Source organism: Castellaniella caeni NBRC 101664 (assembly GCF_001592225.1).
GTDB classification, from domain to species: domain Bacteria; phylum Pseudomonadota; class Gammaproteobacteria; order Burkholderiales; family Burkholderiaceae_B; genus Castellaniella; species Castellaniella caeni.
This window is the reverse complement of the sequence record NZ_BCWN01000001.1, coordinates 1-15,218: the sequence shown is the minus strand read 5'-3', so window position 1 is coordinate 15,218 and position 15,218 is coordinate 1. Positions and strand designations below refer to the sequence as shown.

Here is a 15,218-nt window from a genome sequence, read left to right as displayed (position 1 = left end):
ATGCTCGATGGGACGCTGGTGACAGATGCTCCGTTCACCCAATCGCCACGCACCGGGCGCATTTTGCTCGGGTCGATCATGCTGTCGGCAGCCGTCCTGTCGGGCTGCGCATCGCGCTCTCAGCGCGCGCCTGTCAGCGACTATTCCAACGGCTCGGCGGCAGGGTCGTCGGGCGTGGCCGCCGCCCGGGGCACCTATGTCGTACGCCCCGGCGACACGCTCTACAAGATCGCCCAGGCGCACGGCATGGATGTCGCGCGCCTCTCCCAGCTCAACAACATCACCGACCCCACCCAGTTGTCCATCGGCCAGGTCTTGCGCCTGGATGCCAACACGCCCGCCAGCGCGGGTTCGTCCACGGTGGCCACGCCCGTGCCGGTGAAGTCGGGCGGCAGCACCGGCGCCGCCACGGGCAGCGCCGAACCCACCGGGGCGGCGCCGGTGGTCGATACGACGGCGGCCAAGGCCAGTGACGCCAACCTGGTTTCCTGGGGCTGGCCCGCCGCGGGCAAGATCATCCAGGGCTTCAACGCCAATACCAAGGGCATCGACATCGAGGGCGCGATCGGTGCGCCGGTCAACGCCGCAGCGGCAGGCAAGGTCATGTACGCGGGCAACGGCGTGCGCGGCCTGGGCAACCTCATCTTGCTAGGACACAGCGACGGCTTCATCACGGCCTACGCACACAACCAGACGCTGCTGGTCAAGACGGGCGAAAGCGTCAAAAAGGGCGCCAAGATCGCCACCATCGGGCAAACCGACACCACCTCGCCGCGCCTGCACTTTGAAATCCGCCGCCGCGGCACGCCGGTCAACCCGCTTTCGTACCTGCCCGCGCGATGATCCCCACGCTGGTCTTCGACCTCGAAACCATCCCGGATGCCACGGGTCTGCGGCGGCTCAACCCGCAGTGGGCCGACCTGCCGGACGCCGAACTCATCGAGGCGGCCCTGGTCGCCCGGCGCGAGTCGCATGGCAACGATTTCCTGCCGCTGCACTTGCAGCAGGTGGCCGTCGTCGGCTGCGCGTTTCGCGACGACCAGGGCTTTCGCGTCAAGACCATCGGCCAGGCCGACGATCCCGAGGCCACCTTGCTCTCGGGCTTTTTCAAGACCATTGGCTACTACACGCCCACGCTGGTCAGCTGGAACGGCTCGGGCTTCGATCTGCCCGTGCTGCACTACCGCAGCCTCATTCACGGGGTGGCGGCACCGCGCTACTGGGATACCGGCGAGGACGATCGCGAGTTTCGCTACAACAATTACCTCAATCGCTACCATACGCGCCACATCGATCTCATGGACGTGCTGGCCAAGTTCAACGCGCGTGCCAACGCGCCGCTCGACCAGCTGGCCAAGCTGTGTGGTTTCCCGGGCAAGCTCGACATGGACGGCGGCCAGGTCTGGCGGGCCTGGCACGCGGGCGAGCGCGAGCACGTGCGCAACTACTGCGAGACCGACGTGGTCAACACCTGGCTGGTGTATTGCCGCTACCGGCTCATCAAGGGCGAACTTGACGCCACCTCGTACGCCGCCGAACTGAAGCTCGTGCACGACACGCTCAGCGCCATCGATGCGCCGCATTGGCAAGAATTTCTCTCCGCCTGGAACTATGTCTGAACCCATTTTGCATACCCTCGAGATCGAATCGCTTGATCTCGAAGGGCAGGGCATTGCCCATCACGAGGGCAAGGTGATCTTCGTCGATGGCGGCCTGCCGGGCGAGCGCGTGCTGGCCCGCGTCACGCGCCGCAAGCCCTCATACGACAAGGCCCGCGTCGAGCGCGTGATCCGCGCGTCGGCGCAGCGCACGACGCCACCCTGTCCGCACTTTGGCGTCTGTGGCGGATGCGCCATGCAGCACCTTGAACCCAATGCGCAGCTGGCCATCAAGCAGCGCGCCCTGGAAGACGCGCTCGAACACCTGGGCAAGGTGCGCCCCAGGCAGATATTGCCCGCCCTGCAAGGCCCCAACTGGGGCTACCGGCACCGGGCGCGCTTGTCCGTGCGCCTGGTGCCCAAGAAGGGCGGGGTGCTGGTGGGCTTTCGCGAACGCGCCAGCAGCTACGTGGCCGACATCCATCAGTGCCTGGTGCTGCCGCCGCACGTCTCGGCCCTGCTCATGCCGCTGCGCACGTTGATCGAAGGCCTGTCGCGGCCCGATCGCATCCCGCAGATTGAAGTGGCGGTAGGCGACGAGGCCACCGTGTTTTCGCTGCGCCACCTCGAGCCACTGACGGATGCCGACATCGACCGCCTGCGCGCTTTCGGTACGCGACACAATGTCGTCTGGTGGCTGCAGCCCAAGGGGCCGGAAACCGCCCACCCGCTCGATCCCGCGCAGGAAGACGCGCTGGCCTATGCCTTGCCCGCCTACGGTTTGCGCATGCACTACCGGCCTGCCGACTTCACGCAGGTCAACCCGCACATCAACCAGGCTTTGATTGCGCGTGCGCTGACCCTGCTCGACGTGCAGCCGCAAGACCGGGTGGCCGATCTGTTCTGCGGCCTGGGCAACTTCAGCCTGCCGCTGGCCACGCGGGCGCGGGCGGTGGTGGGCATCGAAGGCAGCCGCACCCTGGTGGCGCGCGCGCACGAAGACGCGGCGCGCCAGGGCCTGGCCGACAAGACCTCGTTTACCGAACTCAATCTGTTCGAGGTGGACGCCGATTGGCTGCGCGGCCTGGGGCATTTCGACCGCATGCTGATCGACCCGCCGCGCGAGGGCGCCCTGGCCGTGGCCCAGGCGCTGGCGACCCTGGCCCCCGAAGAACGGCCCAGGCGGGTGGTTTACGTGTCGTGCAACCCGGCTACCCTGGCGCGCGACGCCGGCGTGCTGTGCAACGTGGGCGGCTGGGTGCTGCGCGCGGCAGGCGCGGTCAACATGTTCCCGCACACCGCGCACGTCGAGTCGATCGCGGTATTCGAGCCTCAGTAAGGGGTTTAAACCGCCGTGTTTCCCGCAGCGACGAGGTCGAGAATGCGCTGCGCCTCGATGCGTACGCGTTCGGGGGCCGTGCCGCCGATGTGCTTGCGTGCCGCCACCGAGCCTTCGAGCGTGAGCACCTGGAACACGTCATCGTCGATCAGCGTATGAAAGGCGCGCAGTTCGTCGAGTGACAGATCGGCGAGGTCGCAGCCGCGCGTCTCGCATGCGCGCACGGCCAGCGCCACGGTTTCGTGGGCGTCGCGGAAAGGCACGCCGCGCTTGACGAGGTAATCGGCGAGGTCGGTGGCCGTGGCGTAGCCCTGCATGGCCGCCGCGCGCATGGCATCGGGCTTGACACGCACGCCGCCCATCATGTCGGCGAAGATGGTGAGGGTGTCGCGGATGGTGTCGGCGGTGTCGAACAGGCCCTCTTTGTCTTCTTGATTGTCTTTGTTGTAGGCCAGTGGCTGACCTTTCATCAGGGTGAGCAAGGCCACCAGGTGGCCATGCACGCGGCCGGTCTTGCCGCGCGCCAGTTCGGGCACGTCGGGGTTTTTCTTTTGCGGCATGATCGAGCTGCCGGTGCAGAAGCGGTCGGCCAGGTCGATGAAGCCCACGCGCGGGCTCATCCACAGCACCAGTTCTTCGGACAGGCGCGAGATGTGCGTCATGATGAGCGCGGCGGCGGCGCAGAATTCGATGGCGAAGTCGCGATCGGACACGGCGTCGAGCGAGTTGCGGCAGACTTCGTCAAAACCCAGCGTGCGGGCCACGCGCTCGCGGTCGATGGGGTAGCTGGTGCCCGCCAGTGCGGCGGCGCCCAGCGGCAGGCGGTTGGTGCGGCGACGGCAGTCGGCCAGGCGCTCGGCATCGCGGCCGAACATCTCGGCGTAGGCGAGCAGGTGGTGGCCGAAGGTGACGGGCTGCGCCACCTGCAGGTGCGTGAAACCGGGCAGGATGGTGTCGGCGTGCGCCAGCGCCAGCGAGGCCAGGCGCGCGCGCAGCTGCTGCAGCAGTTCGATGGCGAGGTCGATCTCGTGGCGCAGCCACAGGCGGATGTCGGTGGCCACCTGGTCGTTGCGCGAGCGGCCGGTGTGCAGGCGCTTGCCGGCGTCGCCGATGAGTTCGACCAGGCGCTTTTCGATGTTCAGGTGTACGTCTTCGAGGTCGAGCGACCAGTGGAACTGGCCCGCTTCGACCTCTTGCAGAATCTGCGCCATGCCGCGCTGGATGTCGGCCAGGTCGGCGGCGGTGATGACGCCGACGGCGGCCAGCATGTCGGCGTGCGCCAGCGAGCCCTGGATGTCGAAGCTGGCCATGCGTTGGTCAAAATTGACCGACGCGGTGTAGCGCTTGACCAGTTCGGATACCGGCTCGGAGAAGCGTGCCGACCAGGCTTGGGACTTGTTGTCGAATTGACTGTGGGTAGACGGGGTATTGGGCATAGTGCGGGCATTATAAGGGAGGGGCGCGCCGTCGATCCGGTGCGGCGCCCGGGAAACGCGGCGCGTCTCGGCTGCGCTGACGTCACCTGCGCTATATTAAAAGTTTTCAGCGGAACCCGGAGATCATGGCGCAGCCCGACATGAAGCAAATCACAGCCATCGTCAAACCCTTCAAGCTCGACGAAGTGCGCGAAGCCTTGTCCGAACTCGGCGTCAATGGGCTCACCGTCACCGAGGTCAAGGGCTTCGGGCGCCAGAAGGGCCACACCGAACTCTACCGCGGGGCCGAGTACGTGGTCGATTTTCTGCCGAAAATTCGCGTGGATGTCGTGGTGGCCGCCGAGCAGACCGACAACGTCATCGAGGCCATCATCCGCGCCGCGCGCACGGGCAAGATCGGCGACGGCAAAATCTTCGTCACGCCAATCGAGCAGGCCATTCGCATCCGTACCGGGGAAACCGGCGTCGAGGCCCTTTAGCCCCGGGGCGGTTCGCCAGCACCCAGAAGGTCGGCAGAAAATATTCGGCCACCAGCAGGGGGCTGCCCAGGCGGGTAAAGACCGAATGGCGCGCTTCGATGGGCGCGTTGTCGATGTGCGTTGCCCAGGGCTGGCTGGGCCCTCCAGCCCTCAGGCGGCCAAAGCGAAACGCGCTGCGCTCGATGCGCGCGTCCTGGTACAGAATGTCGGCCAAGGGTCGCTGACCCAGGCCGCGCATGGCCTTCCAGGCGCCCAGGCTGGCGCGCCAGGGCGTGAAGCTGCAGGCCTGGACGCCGGGGCAGCCGTCGATCGTCATGAGTATCTCGCGCCACCAGACGGCATCGCCCGCCCGCAGGCCCGCTTCGCGGGCCCAGGACGGAGTGATGGCCAGCACGGTTTCCCGGCGGACGAACAGGCGCACCTCGCCCAGGCGGCGCAGGCCCGCCGTAAGGGCGCCGGGCTGGGCCAGCCAGGTTTTCTGTAGCTCACTGAGCCGGGGAGCCGTGTCGTTGCGCCAGTGGCGCGGGCTTGCAGTGTCGGGGGTCATCGGGGCGACACGATAGCACGCCTGAAGCTACAATGCGCAGCATCATGGAACCCGTACGCATCTCCAAATTGATGGCCCAGCGCGGCCTGTGCTCCCGCCGCGAGGCCGACGCCTACATCGAGCGCGGCTGGGTGCGGGTCGATGGACAGATCGTCCGCGAACTGGGCAGCAAGGCCTTGCCCAACGCCCGCATCTCACTCGAACGCCAGGCCGCCCGGCGGCAGACGGATAAAGCCACCGTCATCCTCAACAAGCCCGTGGGCTACGTGTCGCACCAGGCCGATCATGGCTACAAGCTGGCGGCATCGCTCATTCGCCCCGAAAACCAGTTTCATGCCGATCGAGCGCGCCGCAGTTTCGACCCCGCGCACGTCCGGGGGCTGGCCCCGGCGGGGCGCCTGGACATCGATTCCCAGGGCCTGCTGGTGCTGACGCAGGACGGGCGCATCGCCCGCCAGCTGATCGGCGACGATTCCGGCATCGAAAAAGAATACCTGGTGCGCGTCACCGGACGCCTGTCCAGCAACGGCCTGGCCTTGCTCAATCACGGCCTGATGCTCGACGGCCAGGCGCTGCGCCCCGCCAAGGTGGCCTGGCAGAACGAAGATCAGCTGCACTTCATCTTGCGCGAAGGGCGCAAGCGCCAGATCCGCCGCATGTGCGAGCAGGTCGGGCTGAAAGTGGTCGGCCTGAAGCGCGTGCGCATGGGGCAGGTGGTGCTGGGCGACCTGCCTCTGGGCCAATGGCGCTATTTGCGCGAGGGCGAGCGCTTCTGAGCCGCCAGGGCGCCGCGCGCGCCTGACGCCGGGCGGCCCGCCGTGCGCGGCGCCCTGGCGGGCGCGTCGCTGGCTGCCGTGCCCTGCGGGGCGGCGCTGTTTTTGAGACTGAAATGGGCGTGCGCGTCTTGCGCCAGCGTCTTTTTCAGCCAGGGCAGGGCCGCTTGCAGTTCGGCTTCCAGCGTGTAGGGCGGGTTGATGACGAACATGCCGCTGCCGTGCATGCCCAGGCCGTCCTCGGTGGGCTTGCGCACCGTCAGGGCGGCGTCGAGCCATTGCACCGGCAGACGTTCGAGGGCGCGCACCATCTCGTGCGCCTGCACGCGCTGCACCAGCGGATACCAGACGACGAAGCAGCCTTGCGCGAACCGTTCGAGCCCCTCACGCACCGCCTGCAGCACGTGGCGGTAGTCCTGTTTGTTTTCATACGAGGGGTCGATGAGGATCAGCCCGCGCCGCGGCGGTGGCGGCAGCAGGCGCTTGAGCCCCTCGAAACCATCTTCGTAGGCCACGGCCACCTGGCGGCGCGAGGCGTGCACCTCGTGCCTGAGCGTGTCTTCCAGCACCTGGCCTTCGGTGGGGTGCAGCTCGAACAGGCGCAGGCGGTCTTGCGGGCGCAGGGCGTGCAAGGCCAGACACGGCGAGCCGGGATAGCGGTTGGCCACTCCGTCGGGGTTGAAGTCCTGTACGGCGCGCAGATAGCGGGCGATAAGTTCGGGCGGCTGGGGCGCGCCCAGCAGGCGATCCAGCCCCTGGGTGACTTCGCCGCTCTGGCCGGCCCAGTCGCCGTCGAGCGCGTACATGCCCGCGCCCGCATGGGTGTCGATCACCCAGTAGGGCGTGTCCTTGCGGTTGAAGTAATCGAGAATCTGTACCAGGATGGCGTGCTTGAGCACGTCGGCATGGTTGCCTGCGTGAAAGGCGTGGCGGTAGCTGAACAAAGCCTGAACCTCTTGTCTTTTATGGCTGGGTGGATGCCGTGACGGCATGGACTTCGCGCAGCGCGTCCGTGAAGACGGCGTGGCATCCCCACCGCAGCAGTTCGTGCGCGCGTGCGGGCTCGTTGACCGTCCAGACGGCCAGTGTGGCGCCTCGCGCCAGGACGTCGCGCACCAGCGCCAGGTCGGCGTATTGGACATCGATGTTGATGCCGATGCAGCCCAGGCCTGCCTGGCGGGCGCGCCAGTCGGCGGGCACCGGGCCTTCGATGAGCAGTGCCCGGGGCAGGTCGGGGGCGGCGTCGCGGGCGGCGTCGAGCGCGGCCTCGGAAAACGAGGACAGCAGCGGCGGCAGTGCGGCACCTTGCCAGAGCCGCGCCGCGGCCTGGGCGACGGCCAGGCCGGTGGCCGTTTCGTGGCCAGTGGATGGCTTGATCTCGATGTTGCTGTGTACGCCCAGGGCCTGGGTGCAGCGGGCAACGGCAAACAGGCTGGGCGCCGCCTCGCCAGCGAATGCGGATCCGTGCCAACCGCCGAAATCGAACTGACTGAGGGCTTTCCAGCTGAGTTCCGCGGCCTGGCCCGCACCGTCGGACGTGCGCTGGATAGTGTCGTCGTGCAACAGGAACGGCACGCCGTCCTGGCTGAGCTTTACGTCGTACTCGACCATGTGGAAACCGTGCGCCGCACCGGTGCGCATGGCCGCCAGCGTGTTTTCCGGGGCCAGGTGACCGCCCCCCCGGTGGGCGATGAAGGCGGGCCACGGCCAGGCGGCGCAAGAGGTGGGCATGATGGGCTCGGTATCGGATCAAAATGAGAGGCCCTCATTTTAGCCGCTGGCATCCAGGATGCGCCCGGATGCGCCGCGCGCCGGGTGGCGATCCCGGGGCGCGCCTCGCGGGCTGGGGCTCACAGTGTTAAACTTCGGAGCATTTTCCGGCTGTCCGTTCGATCAGCCAGCTTGGGCGACGGTGTTCGCCTTTTTTGTTTCGGGTGGCTGCGCCAGCGGGCCAGCCATCTTCAGCAGGACCTTCGCCCATGTTCGATTTCATTCGCACGCACCAGCGCCTGATGCAGCTGATCCTTCTGATCCTGGTGGTGCCGTCCTTCGTGTTTCTTGGCATCAGCGGCTATTCGGTCGCCACGGCCGATCCCACCGTGGCCGAGGTCGGCAAGGCGTCGGTGAGCAAGACCGAATTCACCGAGGCCCAGCGCAACCAGCTGCAGCAGATGCAGGAAAGCAGCCAGGGGCGCTTCGACCCGGCCTTGCTGGACAACCCCCAGGCGCGTCAGGCACTGCTCGACCAGCTCATCGATCGCAAGGTGCAGATCGCCGTCGCCACGCAAAACCACTTCAGCGTGTCCGACAGCACGTTGCGCCACACCATTGCCGCCATGCCGCAACTGCAGGTGGACGGACAGTTTTCCGCAGATCGCTACCACGAGGTGCTGGCTTCGGTGGGGATGACGCCGCGCGACTTTGAAGCCCAGCAGCGCGCCGAACTGGCCCTGAACACGGTGCTGGGGCCGGTGCGCGATACGGCGGCGGTGCCGCAGCCCGTGCTCGACGGCCTCAAGCGGGCGCTCACCGAAGAACGCGTCATTCGCCTGCGGGTCTTCCCGGCGGACGACTACCGCAAGACTGTCGTCATCACGCCTGAAGACGTCAAGGCCTGGTACGACGCCCATCAAGATGCCCTGCGCCTGCCCGAGCAGGTCTCGGCGGATTACCTGGTGCTGGACGAAGCCGCGGCGGTGGCCAGCGTGCCCTCCATCGGCGAGGCGCAGCTGAAAGACTATTACGAGCAGAACAAGTCGCGCTACGTCGTGCCCGCCCGGGTCAACGTCAGCCACATTCTGGTGCAGCTGCCCGAAGGCGCGTCCGAGGCCACCGCCAAGGCGGCTCTGGCCAGCGCACAGGGCATCGCGCAGCGCGCCCAGGCCGCCCCTGCCCAGTTCGCCGAGCTGGCACGCAAAGAATCCCAGGACGCGGGCACGGCACGCGATGGCGGCAAGCTGGGCTGGATTCAGCGCGGCACCTTGCCGCTCGACATGGAACAGGCGGTCTTCGCCCTGAAGCAGGGGCAGGTGTCCGAGCCGATCAAAGGCCCGGATGGCTACCACGTCTTCATGGCCAACGAAGTCGAGCCCGAAAAGGGTGAAACCTTCGAACAGGCGCGCAGCAAGGTCGAGTCCGAGGTGCGCCGCCAGCTGGCCGCGGATCGCTTCGCCGACATGGCCACCAAACTCACCAGTCTGGTCTACGACAACGCCAACAGCCTGGAACCCGCCGCCAAAGAACTGGGCCTGCAGCTGCGCCAGGCCAGCGGCATTGCCCGTGACCGTCTGCTGGCGGCCGACGAAGTCGGCGACAAGGCGGCGTCGGCCTCGAAGGATTCCGCCATTCTGGGTGATGTCCGGGTGCGTCAGGCTCTGTTCAGCAGCCAGGTGCTGACCGATAAGCAGAACTCCGGTGTGATCGAAATCTCGCCCGACACGATGGTCGTGGTGCGTGTCGATACGGTCACCCCGGCGCAGGTGCCCGCGCTCGACAAGGTACAGACGCACATCCATACTCAGCTCGAAAATGAGCGCGCCCAGGCCGCCGCCGTCGCCGCGGGCGAACAGGCGCTGGCCGACCTGCGGAAGAAAGCGTCCACCGACGGCTTCGAGGCCCCCGTGACGATCAGCCGCCTTGATCCCGCGGGCCTGAGCAAAGCGGTGCTCGATGCGGCATTTGCCGTGCCGCACCAGGCACTGCCGGCTTTTGGCGGCGTCTCGCTGCCCAAGGCCTATGCCATCGTCCAGGTGGACGAGGTCAAGGCGGGCAGCATGGACAAATCCGCTCTTGGTGGCCTGAGCTCGCAACTGGCCCAGATGCTGGGCGGGGTCGAAGAACAGGCGGTGCTCACCGACCTGCGCCGCACGCTGGGGGTCAAGATAACGGCCGAAGGCCGCAAGCTGATCGAACACGGAGACAGCGGGAGCTGATGGGGCGGCCTCTTGGATGGGGCTGGGCTTTCCCTGATCGATGACTTACGGGCCATCGCGTGGGAGAGATAGGCACGGAGCAGTCTGAAAAGATCTGTTTCGTGCCTGTTTTTTTGGGGGAAGCGTCTTGATCGGGGAGGCCGCAGGGCTCTCGCAGGGCTCTTCTTGGGGCGTGGCATCCCTCCACCTCGCGGCTTGCAAGCCGCTCGGATTCGACAGGCACAAAAGGGGCCGCAGGGCTCTCGCAGGGCTCTTCTTGGGCGTGGCATCCCCCCACCTCGCGGCCTGCAGGCCGCTCGGATTCGACAGGCACAAAAGGGGCCGCAGGGCCCCTTTTGTGTCCTGTCTCATCCCTTCGCTCTGACTATTTTTTGGACTTGGGGGACGTGGCGGATGGCGCGGATGACCTGCGCCAGGTGCTTGCGGCTGTCGACCTGGACGGTGAGGTGCAGGAGCGCCGTGGAGGCGGCTTCGTCGGGCATGGTGAGCTGGACGATATTGGAGTCGGCCTCGGTGACTTCGGCGGCCAGGCGGCCCAGGACGCCGCGCTCGTTGAGCACCGTGATTTCCAGCCGTGTCGTCAAGTGGCGCGCCGTGGTGGTGTCCCAGACCACGGGAATCCAGCGTTCGGGTTCTTTGGCCTGCTGACGCAGGGCCACCGGGCAGTCGGCCATGTGCACCACCAGGCCGTGGCCCAGGCGGATGCCGCCGATGATGGCGTCGCCCGGCAGGGGGCCGCAGCACTGCGCCAGCTGCACTGCCTGGCCTTCGTTGCCGTGAATGACGATGGGCGCGCTGGTGACCGAGTTGAATTCGTCCACCGCCATGGCCGTGGTTTCGAGCATGGCGTTTTCGGGGGCGAAGCGGCGGGCCACCACGGCAGCCAGGCGCTTGCCCAGGCCGATGTCGGCCAGGATTTCGGTGCGCGAGGCCCCACCCGACCCTTTCGCCAGGCGATCCCACTGCGTGTCGTCGTCCTTGGGGTAGGGGATTTCCAGTTGGTCGAAGGCCTGGTTGAGCAGGCGCCGACCAAAGGCGACGGATTCTTCGTAGCGTTCGGTACGCAGATAGTGGCGGATCTCGGAGCGCGCGCGTCCGGTGCGTACGTAATTGAGCCACTGGGCACTGGGCCGCGCGGCGGTGGACGTCATGACCTCGACGGCGTCGCCGCTGTGCAGTTCGGTGCGCAGCGGCGAAAAATCGCCGTTGATCTTGCAGGCAACCGCGTGGTTGCCGACGTCGGTGTGGATGGCGTAGGCAAAATCGACCGGTGTGGCGCCGCGCGGCAGCGACAGAATCTTGCCTTGCGGGGTGAACACGTAGACCGCGTCGGGGAAGAGATCTACCTTGACGTGTTCGAGGAATTCGCCCGAATCACCCGTCTGGCTTTGAATGTCGAGCAAAGACTGCAGCCACTGGTGCGTGCGCTTTTGCAGGTCGTTGAGCGAGGTGCCCTGCTCTTTGTAGAGCCAGTGCGAAGCCACCCCCTCTTCGGCGACGTGATCCATGTCGCGCGTGCGGAACTGGAATTCGACCGGCGTGCCGTAGGGCCCGATGAGCGTGGTGTGCAGCGACTGGTAGCCATTGATCTTGGGAATGGCAATGTAGTCTTTGAACTTGCCCGGCACCGGGCGGTACAGCTGGTGCAGGGTGCCCAGCGCCAGGTAGCACTCGGGCAGCGTATGCACCACGACCCGAAAGCCGTAGATGTCGAGCACGTCGGAGAACGACTTCTTTTGCTCGACCATTTTCTTGTAGATGCCGTAGAGCGATTTTTCGCGTCCGTTGACTTCGGCGTCCAGGCCGGCGGCCGGCAGGGCTGTGCGCACGGCCTCGGCAATTTTTGAGATGACTTCGCGCCGGTTGCCGCGCGCCGCCATCATGGCCTTGTGCAGCACCGCGTAGCGGTTGGGGTACATGGCCTTGAAACAGCGGTCTTGCAGCTCGCGGAACAGCGCGTTGAGCCCCAGCCGATGGGCGATCGGGGTGTAGATGTCGAGCGTTTCGCGCGCCACTCGGCGGCGTTTCTCGGGGCTGACTGCCCCCAGCGTACGCATATTGTGCAGGCGGTCGGCCAGCTTGATGAGGATGACGCGTACGTCACGCGCCATGGCCAGCAGCATCTTGCGAAACGATTCGGCCTGCTGTTCAGCCTTGGTGGCGTATTCGAGCCGTTCCAGCTTGGTGAGGCCATCGACGATGTCGGCGACTTCGGTGCCGAACTTTTCGGCCAGCTCTTGCTTGGCCACCCCCTGGTCTTCGATGACGTCGTGCAGCAGGGCCGCCATGAGCGAATCGGCGTCGAGTTTCCAGCCGGCGCAGATTTCGGTGACGGCGATGGGGTGGGAAATATAGGGTTCACCGCTTTCGCGGAATTGGCCCAGGTGGGCGTTGTCGGCGAAGCGGTAGGCTTCGCGCACGCGTTCGATGTCGCGCGGCGACAGATAGCCGGAAATGATCTGCTGCAGCCCGGCCAGCGATGCAATCGGGCTGGGGGCTGCGGCGGGTACGGAGGCGGGGGCGTTGTGCGGCTTGCGCCGACGTAGGCGGGGGCCCTTGCGCAGGACGGCGAGTAGCCCGGATGATGCACCGCGAAAGCCGGAAAATGCCATGGCGCCCCCGGACGATCAGGTGGGAACCTTGCGCAGCATCTCGGTGCCGACCTGGCCTTTGGCGATTTCGCGCAGCGCCGTCACCGTGGGTTTGTTGTGGCTTTCGATGTGCGCTTCGTGCCCCTGGGCGAGTTCGCGGGCGCGGTAGGTGGCTACCAGGGTGAGGTCAAAGCGGTTGGGCACCTGCTCGAGGCAGTCTTCAACGGTAATACGGGCCATGGGATTCCTGATCAACTTGCGTTGCTGAGTGGTTTGCGGATGCCTAGCTGCATGAACAGGTCGGCGTGCCGCACGGACTGTGCCGCGTAGCGCAGACGAGCGGCGGCAATGACTTGCTGCATTTCGTGTAATGCGACGCTAAATTCTTGATTAATAATAACATATTCGCAATCTGAGGCATGCGCCATTTCTCCGCCCGCGGCCAGCAGGCGCCGGGCGATGACCTGGGGCGCGTCCTGGCCACGCTTGTTGAGGCGGGTTTCCAGCGCCTCGATGGAGGGCGGCAGAATGAAGATGCCGATGGCTTGCGGGTAGTGCTGGCGCACCTGGCGCGCACCCTGCCAGTCGATTTCCAGGATGATGTCGGTGTCATTGGCGATGGCCTGGGCCACGCGATCGCGTGGAGTGCCATACAGGTTGCCATGCACTTCGGCCCATTCGAGCATGTCGCCGCGGTCGCGCAGCGCCTGGAAGGTATCGACCGAGACGAAGCGGTAGTTTTCCTGGTCGCGTTCGCCCGGACGGGGTGCGCGGGTGGTGCAGGAGATCGACAGCGCGAGGCTGGGATCGGCGGCCAGCAAGGCATTGACCAGGCTGGATTTTCCGGCCCCGCTGGGGGCCACCACCATGAAGATGTTGCCGATGTGTGGCGTATTCTTGTCTGCGCTCATTGCAGGGTGCCCTTTTGGCCCGAGGCAGCGGCTGCCTCGTCGGCTTGGCCCAGCTCGGCCAGCGCGTCGGCATAGGCTTGCGGCCCGGTGCACAGAAACACAATGGCATCGCCCGGGTTGAGGTTGAAGAGCACGTCCTGGATTTGCTCGGAGGCATCGTCGCCTTCGTGGATGGCTGCTACGTGAACGTCGCCGTCGGCGGCGAACTGTTCGGCGGGCACGAGGTTGGAAACCTGCTCGACATCGGCTTCGCGCTGCGCGACGTAGACGCGGAAGGGCAGGTTTTCGAGGGTGATGTCCAGAATCAGGCCCTGATCCAGACGGGCAATGAGGGTGCTGGCAAGCGGCATGCGAATATGTGTATGAACGGGGTGCCTCTATTATAAACAGCCCCCCGCGGGCGCTGCCTGTCAGGGCAGCTCGAAGCGTGCGACGACGGGGGCGTGATCCGAGGGTTTTTCCCAGCCGCGCGGGGTTTTATCGACGACGCATTCGGTACAGCGCCCGGCCAGATCGGGCGTCGCCAGAATGTGGTCGATTCGCACCCCGACGTTGCGCCGGAAGGACATCTGCCGGTAGTCCCACCAGCTGAAGATCTTGGGGGCCTGGTCGAACAGGCGGAACGTGTCTGTCAGGCCCAGGTCGATGAGCCCCTGGAAGGCCTGCCGCTCGGCGTCCGACACCAGGATGTTGCCCGCCCAGGCGTCGGGGTCGTGCACGTCGGCATCCGTGGGCGCCACGTTGTAGTCTCCCAGGATGGCGAGGTCGGGGTGCCGCTGGATTTCGTCCGCCAGCCACTGTTGCAGGGCTTCGAACCAGTGCAGCTTGTAGGCGTATTTGTCGCTGCCCACCGCCTGCCCGTTGGGGCAGTAGGCGCTGATGACGCGCACCGGCATGCCCTGCGCGTCAGCCAGCGTGGCGGCGATGATGCGTTGCTGCGGATCGTCGTAGCCGGGAATGTTGCGCTGCACGTCCTGCGGGGCGGCCTTGCTGATGATGGCCACGCCGTTGTACGTCTTTTGCCCCGCCCAGCAGGCGTGGTAACCAATGTCTTCCAGCGCCTGGTGCGGAAATTTTTCGTCCGGCAGCTTGAGTTCCTGCAAGCACAAGGCATCGACCGGGTTGGCCTGCAGCCAGTCGATGACGTGGCCCAGGCGCACATTGAGGGAATTGACGTTCCAGGTGGCAAGTTTCATGCGATGAGTATTACTTTTGTTAATCAGATAGTTATCACATCAGCACAAGCCGCGTTTTTGCTCTAGCTACCCACCTGGCTACCCAGTTTGAACCCGGTGGGCGTTTTTCTCTGTGTTGCGTGAATACGACTATGGTATCAGCACGGCGTCTTGTTTCGCTCGATCATGGCATGGAGGCTGGTGGCGGTGATGCCGCTGGAGCGCTTGCCGATCTTGACCAGCTCCAGCTCGCCGTCATGCACCAGTCGATAGATGGTGGAGCGTGAGACCCCCAGTTTTGCCTCCGCCACGTTGATGCGGTAAAGCAGCGCCCGTGTTGCTGGGCGGTGGGGAGGGTGAGCGGTGAAGGTGCGTGCTACTGTCATAAGTCGATCCTTTCGGGATGGCTGGTAAAAATAGGGGTTCGAAAATGTAAG

The 15,218-nt window shown here is 65.9% G+C and carries 16 protein-coding genes; 6 read left to right on the top strand and 10 right to left on the bottom strand.

The annotated features are described in order from the left end of the window. Genes CCA01S_RS00080 through rlmD form a run of 3 tightly spaced genes read left to right on the top strand, consistent with a single transcriptional unit; the run spans position 1 to position 2,937 of the window. Positions 1-843, top strand: coding sequence for a peptidoglycan DD-metalloendopeptidase family protein (locus CCA01S_RS00080; RefSeq protein ID WP_066452542.1), 843 nt, complete (start codon positions 1-3; stop codon positions 841-843). After that, entirely contained in the window at positions 840-1,619 is a 780-nt protein-coding gene (locus CCA01S_RS00075; RefSeq protein WP_066452540.1) for a 3'-5' exonuclease, read from the top strand. Before CCA01S_RS00080 ends, CCA01S_RS00075 begins: the two co-directional genes overlap by 4 nt. Further along, a complete protein-coding gene (gene rlmD, locus CCA01S_RS00070) occupies positions 1,612-2,937 on the top strand; it encodes a 23S rRNA (uracil(1939)-C(5))-methyltransferase RlmD (RefSeq protein ID WP_066452539.1) in 1,326 nt (441 codons plus the stop codon). The genes CCA01S_RS00075 and rlmD overlap by 8 nt, the downstream gene beginning before the upstream one ends. Before the next feature lie 5 nt (positions 2,938-2,942). Here the strand turns inward: rlmD and argH are convergent, their stop codons facing one another. Beyond that, on the bottom strand, positions 2,943-4,373 hold the full coding sequence (gene argH / locus CCA01S_RS00065) for an argininosuccinate lyase (protein ID WP_066452536.1): 1,431 nt from the start codon (positions 4,371-4,373) through the stop codon (positions 2,943-2,945). Between the two features lie 140 nt (positions 4,374-4,513). Here argH and CCA01S_RS00060 point away from each other — a divergent pair, with 140 nt between their 5' ends. Further along, positions 4,514-4,852, top strand: a complete 339-nt coding sequence (locus CCA01S_RS00060; protein WP_066452908.1) for a P-II family nitrogen regulator — start codon at positions 4,514-4,516, stop codon at positions 4,850-4,852. Here CCA01S_RS00060 and CCA01S_RS00055 read toward each other — a convergent pair. Next, positions 4,791-5,399 (bottom strand): chorismate--pyruvate lyase family protein, encoded by a 609-nt coding sequence (locus tag CCA01S_RS00055; RefSeq protein ID WP_066452534.1) that lies wholly within the window; start codon positions 5,397-5,399, stop codon positions 4,791-4,793. The two genes, CCA01S_RS00060 and CCA01S_RS00055, sit on opposite strands and share 62 nt — an antisense overlap. Positions 5,400-5,443: 44 nt before the next feature. On the opposite strand from CCA01S_RS00055, the gene CCA01S_RS00050 reads away from it, so the two are divergent. After that, on the top strand, positions 5,444-6,175 hold the full coding sequence (locus CCA01S_RS00050; RefSeq protein ID WP_066452906.1) for a pseudouridine synthase: 732 nt from the start codon (positions 5,444-5,446) through the stop codon (positions 6,173-6,175). Here CCA01S_RS00050 and CCA01S_RS00045 read toward each other — a convergent pair. Both CCA01S_RS00045 and ugpQ read right to left on the bottom strand, forming a co-directional pair. Next, complete coding sequence (locus tag CCA01S_RS00045; protein ID WP_084386245.1) at positions 6,148-7,116, bottom strand: 23S rRNA (adenine(2030)-N(6))-methyltransferase RlmJ; 969 nt, start codon at positions 7,114-7,116, stop codon at positions 6,148-6,150. The two genes, CCA01S_RS00050 and CCA01S_RS00045, sit on opposite strands and share 28 nt — an antisense overlap. 19 nt (positions 7,117-7,135) lie before the next feature. Continuing rightward, positions 7,136-7,903 carry a glycerophosphodiester phosphodiesterase gene (gene ugpQ / locus CCA01S_RS00040; protein WP_066452528.1) on the bottom strand — a complete coding sequence of 256 codons (768 nt, stop codon included), beginning with the start codon at positions 7,901-7,903 and terminating at the stop codon, positions 7,136-7,138. A gap of 248 nt (positions 7,904-8,151) precedes the next feature. Between ugpQ and CCA01S_RS00035 the strand changes: the two genes are divergently transcribed. Then, positions 8,152-10,104, top strand: a complete 1,953-nt coding sequence (locus tag CCA01S_RS00035) for a SurA N-terminal domain-containing protein (RefSeq protein WP_066452526.1) — start codon at positions 8,152-8,154, stop codon at positions 10,102-10,104. Positions 10,105-10,451: 347 nt separating this feature from the next. Here CCA01S_RS00035 and CCA01S_RS00030 read toward each other — a convergent pair whose 3' ends face one another. From CCA01S_RS00030 to CCA01S_RS00005, 6 genes are all read right to left on the bottom strand, one after another. Continuing rightward, positions 10,452-12,716 (bottom strand): RelA/SpoT family protein, encoded by a 2,265-nt coding sequence (locus CCA01S_RS00030; RefSeq protein ID WP_066452525.1) that lies wholly within the window; start codon positions 12,714-12,716, stop codon positions 10,452-10,454. A 15-nt stretch (positions 12,717-12,731) separates the two neighbouring features. Then, positions 12,732-12,935 carry a DNA-directed RNA polymerase subunit omega gene (gene rpoZ / locus CCA01S_RS00025; protein WP_066452524.1) on the bottom strand — a complete coding sequence of 68 codons (204 nt, stop codon included), beginning with the start codon at positions 12,933-12,935 and terminating at the stop codon, positions 12,732-12,734. Positions 12,936-12,946: 11 nt separating this feature from the next. Next, positions 12,947-13,606, bottom strand: coding sequence for a guanylate kinase (gmk, locus tag CCA01S_RS00020; RefSeq protein WP_066452523.1), 660 nt, complete (start codon positions 13,604-13,606; stop codon positions 12,947-12,949). After that, positions 13,603-13,956, bottom strand: a complete 354-nt coding sequence (locus CCA01S_RS00015; RefSeq protein WP_103035981.1) for a hypothetical protein — start codon at positions 13,954-13,956, stop codon at positions 13,603-13,605. The genes gmk and CCA01S_RS00015 overlap by 4 nt, the downstream gene beginning before the upstream one ends. A gap of 60 nt (positions 13,957-14,016) precedes the next feature. Next, positions 14,017-14,802, bottom strand: a complete 786-nt coding sequence (xth, locus tag CCA01S_RS00010; protein ID WP_066452521.1) for an exodeoxyribonuclease III — start codon at positions 14,800-14,802, stop codon at positions 14,017-14,019. Between the two features lie 137 nt (positions 14,803-14,939). Next, positions 14,940-15,218 (bottom strand): helix-turn-helix transcriptional regulator (locus CCA01S_RS00005; RefSeq protein ID WP_369691507.1); only part of this gene is annotated, 279 nt, incomplete at its 5' end.

What these genes read in the sequence shown, in the direction of transcription:
- CCA01S_RS00055 (WP_066452534.1), bottom strand. Translation starts at nt 5,399, where the DNA reads ATGACCCCCGACACTGCAAGCCCGCGCCACTGGCGCAACGACACGGCT.
- CCA01S_RS00060 (WP_066452908.1), top strand. Translation starts at nt 4,514, where the DNA reads ATGAAGCAAATCACAGCCATCGTCAAACCCTTCAAGCTCGACGAAGTG.
- CCA01S_RS00050 (WP_066452906.1), top strand. Translation starts at nt 5,444, where the DNA reads ATGGAACCCGTACGCATCTCCAAATTGATGGCCCAGCGCGGCCTGTGC.
- xth (WP_066452521.1), bottom strand. Translation starts at nt 14,802, where the DNA reads ATGAAACTTGCCACCTGGAACGTCAATTCCCTCAATGTGCGCCTGGGC.
- CCA01S_RS00030 (WP_066452525.1), bottom strand. Translation starts at nt 12,716, where the DNA reads ATGGCATTTTCCGGCTTTCGCGGTGCATCATCCGGGCTACTCGCCGTC.
- argH (WP_066452536.1), bottom strand. Translation starts at nt 4,373, where the DNA reads ATGCCCAATACCCCGTCTACCCACAGTCAATTCGACAACAAGTCCCAA.
- CCA01S_RS00015 (WP_103035981.1), bottom strand. Translation starts at nt 13,956, where the DNA reads ATGCCGCTTGCCAGCACCCTCATTGCCCGTCTGGATCAGGGCCTGATT.
- CCA01S_RS00035 (WP_066452526.1), top strand. Translation starts at nt 8,152, where the DNA reads ATGTTCGATTTCATTCGCACGCACCAGCGCCTGATGCAGCTGATCCTT.
- ugpQ (WP_066452528.1), bottom strand. Translation starts at nt 7,903, where the DNA reads ATGCCCACCTCTTGCGCCGCCTGGCCGTGGCCCGCCTTCATCGCCCAC.
- CCA01S_RS00080 (WP_066452542.1), top strand. Translation starts at nt 1, where the DNA reads ATGCTCGATGGGACGCTGGTGACAGATGCTCCGTTCACCCAATCGCCA.
- rpoZ (WP_066452524.1), bottom strand. Translation starts at nt 12,935, where the DNA reads ATGGCCCGTATTACCGTTGAAGACTGCCTCGAGCAGGTGCCCAACCGC.
- CCA01S_RS00075 (WP_066452540.1), top strand. Translation starts at nt 840, where the DNA reads ATGATCCCCACGCTGGTCTTCGACCTCGAAACCATCCCGGATGCCACG.
- gmk (WP_066452523.1), bottom strand. Translation starts at nt 13,606, where the DNA reads ATGAGCGCAGACAAGAATACGCCACACATCGGCAACATCTTCATGGTG.
- rlmD (WP_066452539.1), top strand. Translation starts at nt 1,612, where the DNA reads ATGTCTGAACCCATTTTGCATACCCTCGAGATCGAATCGCTTGATCTC.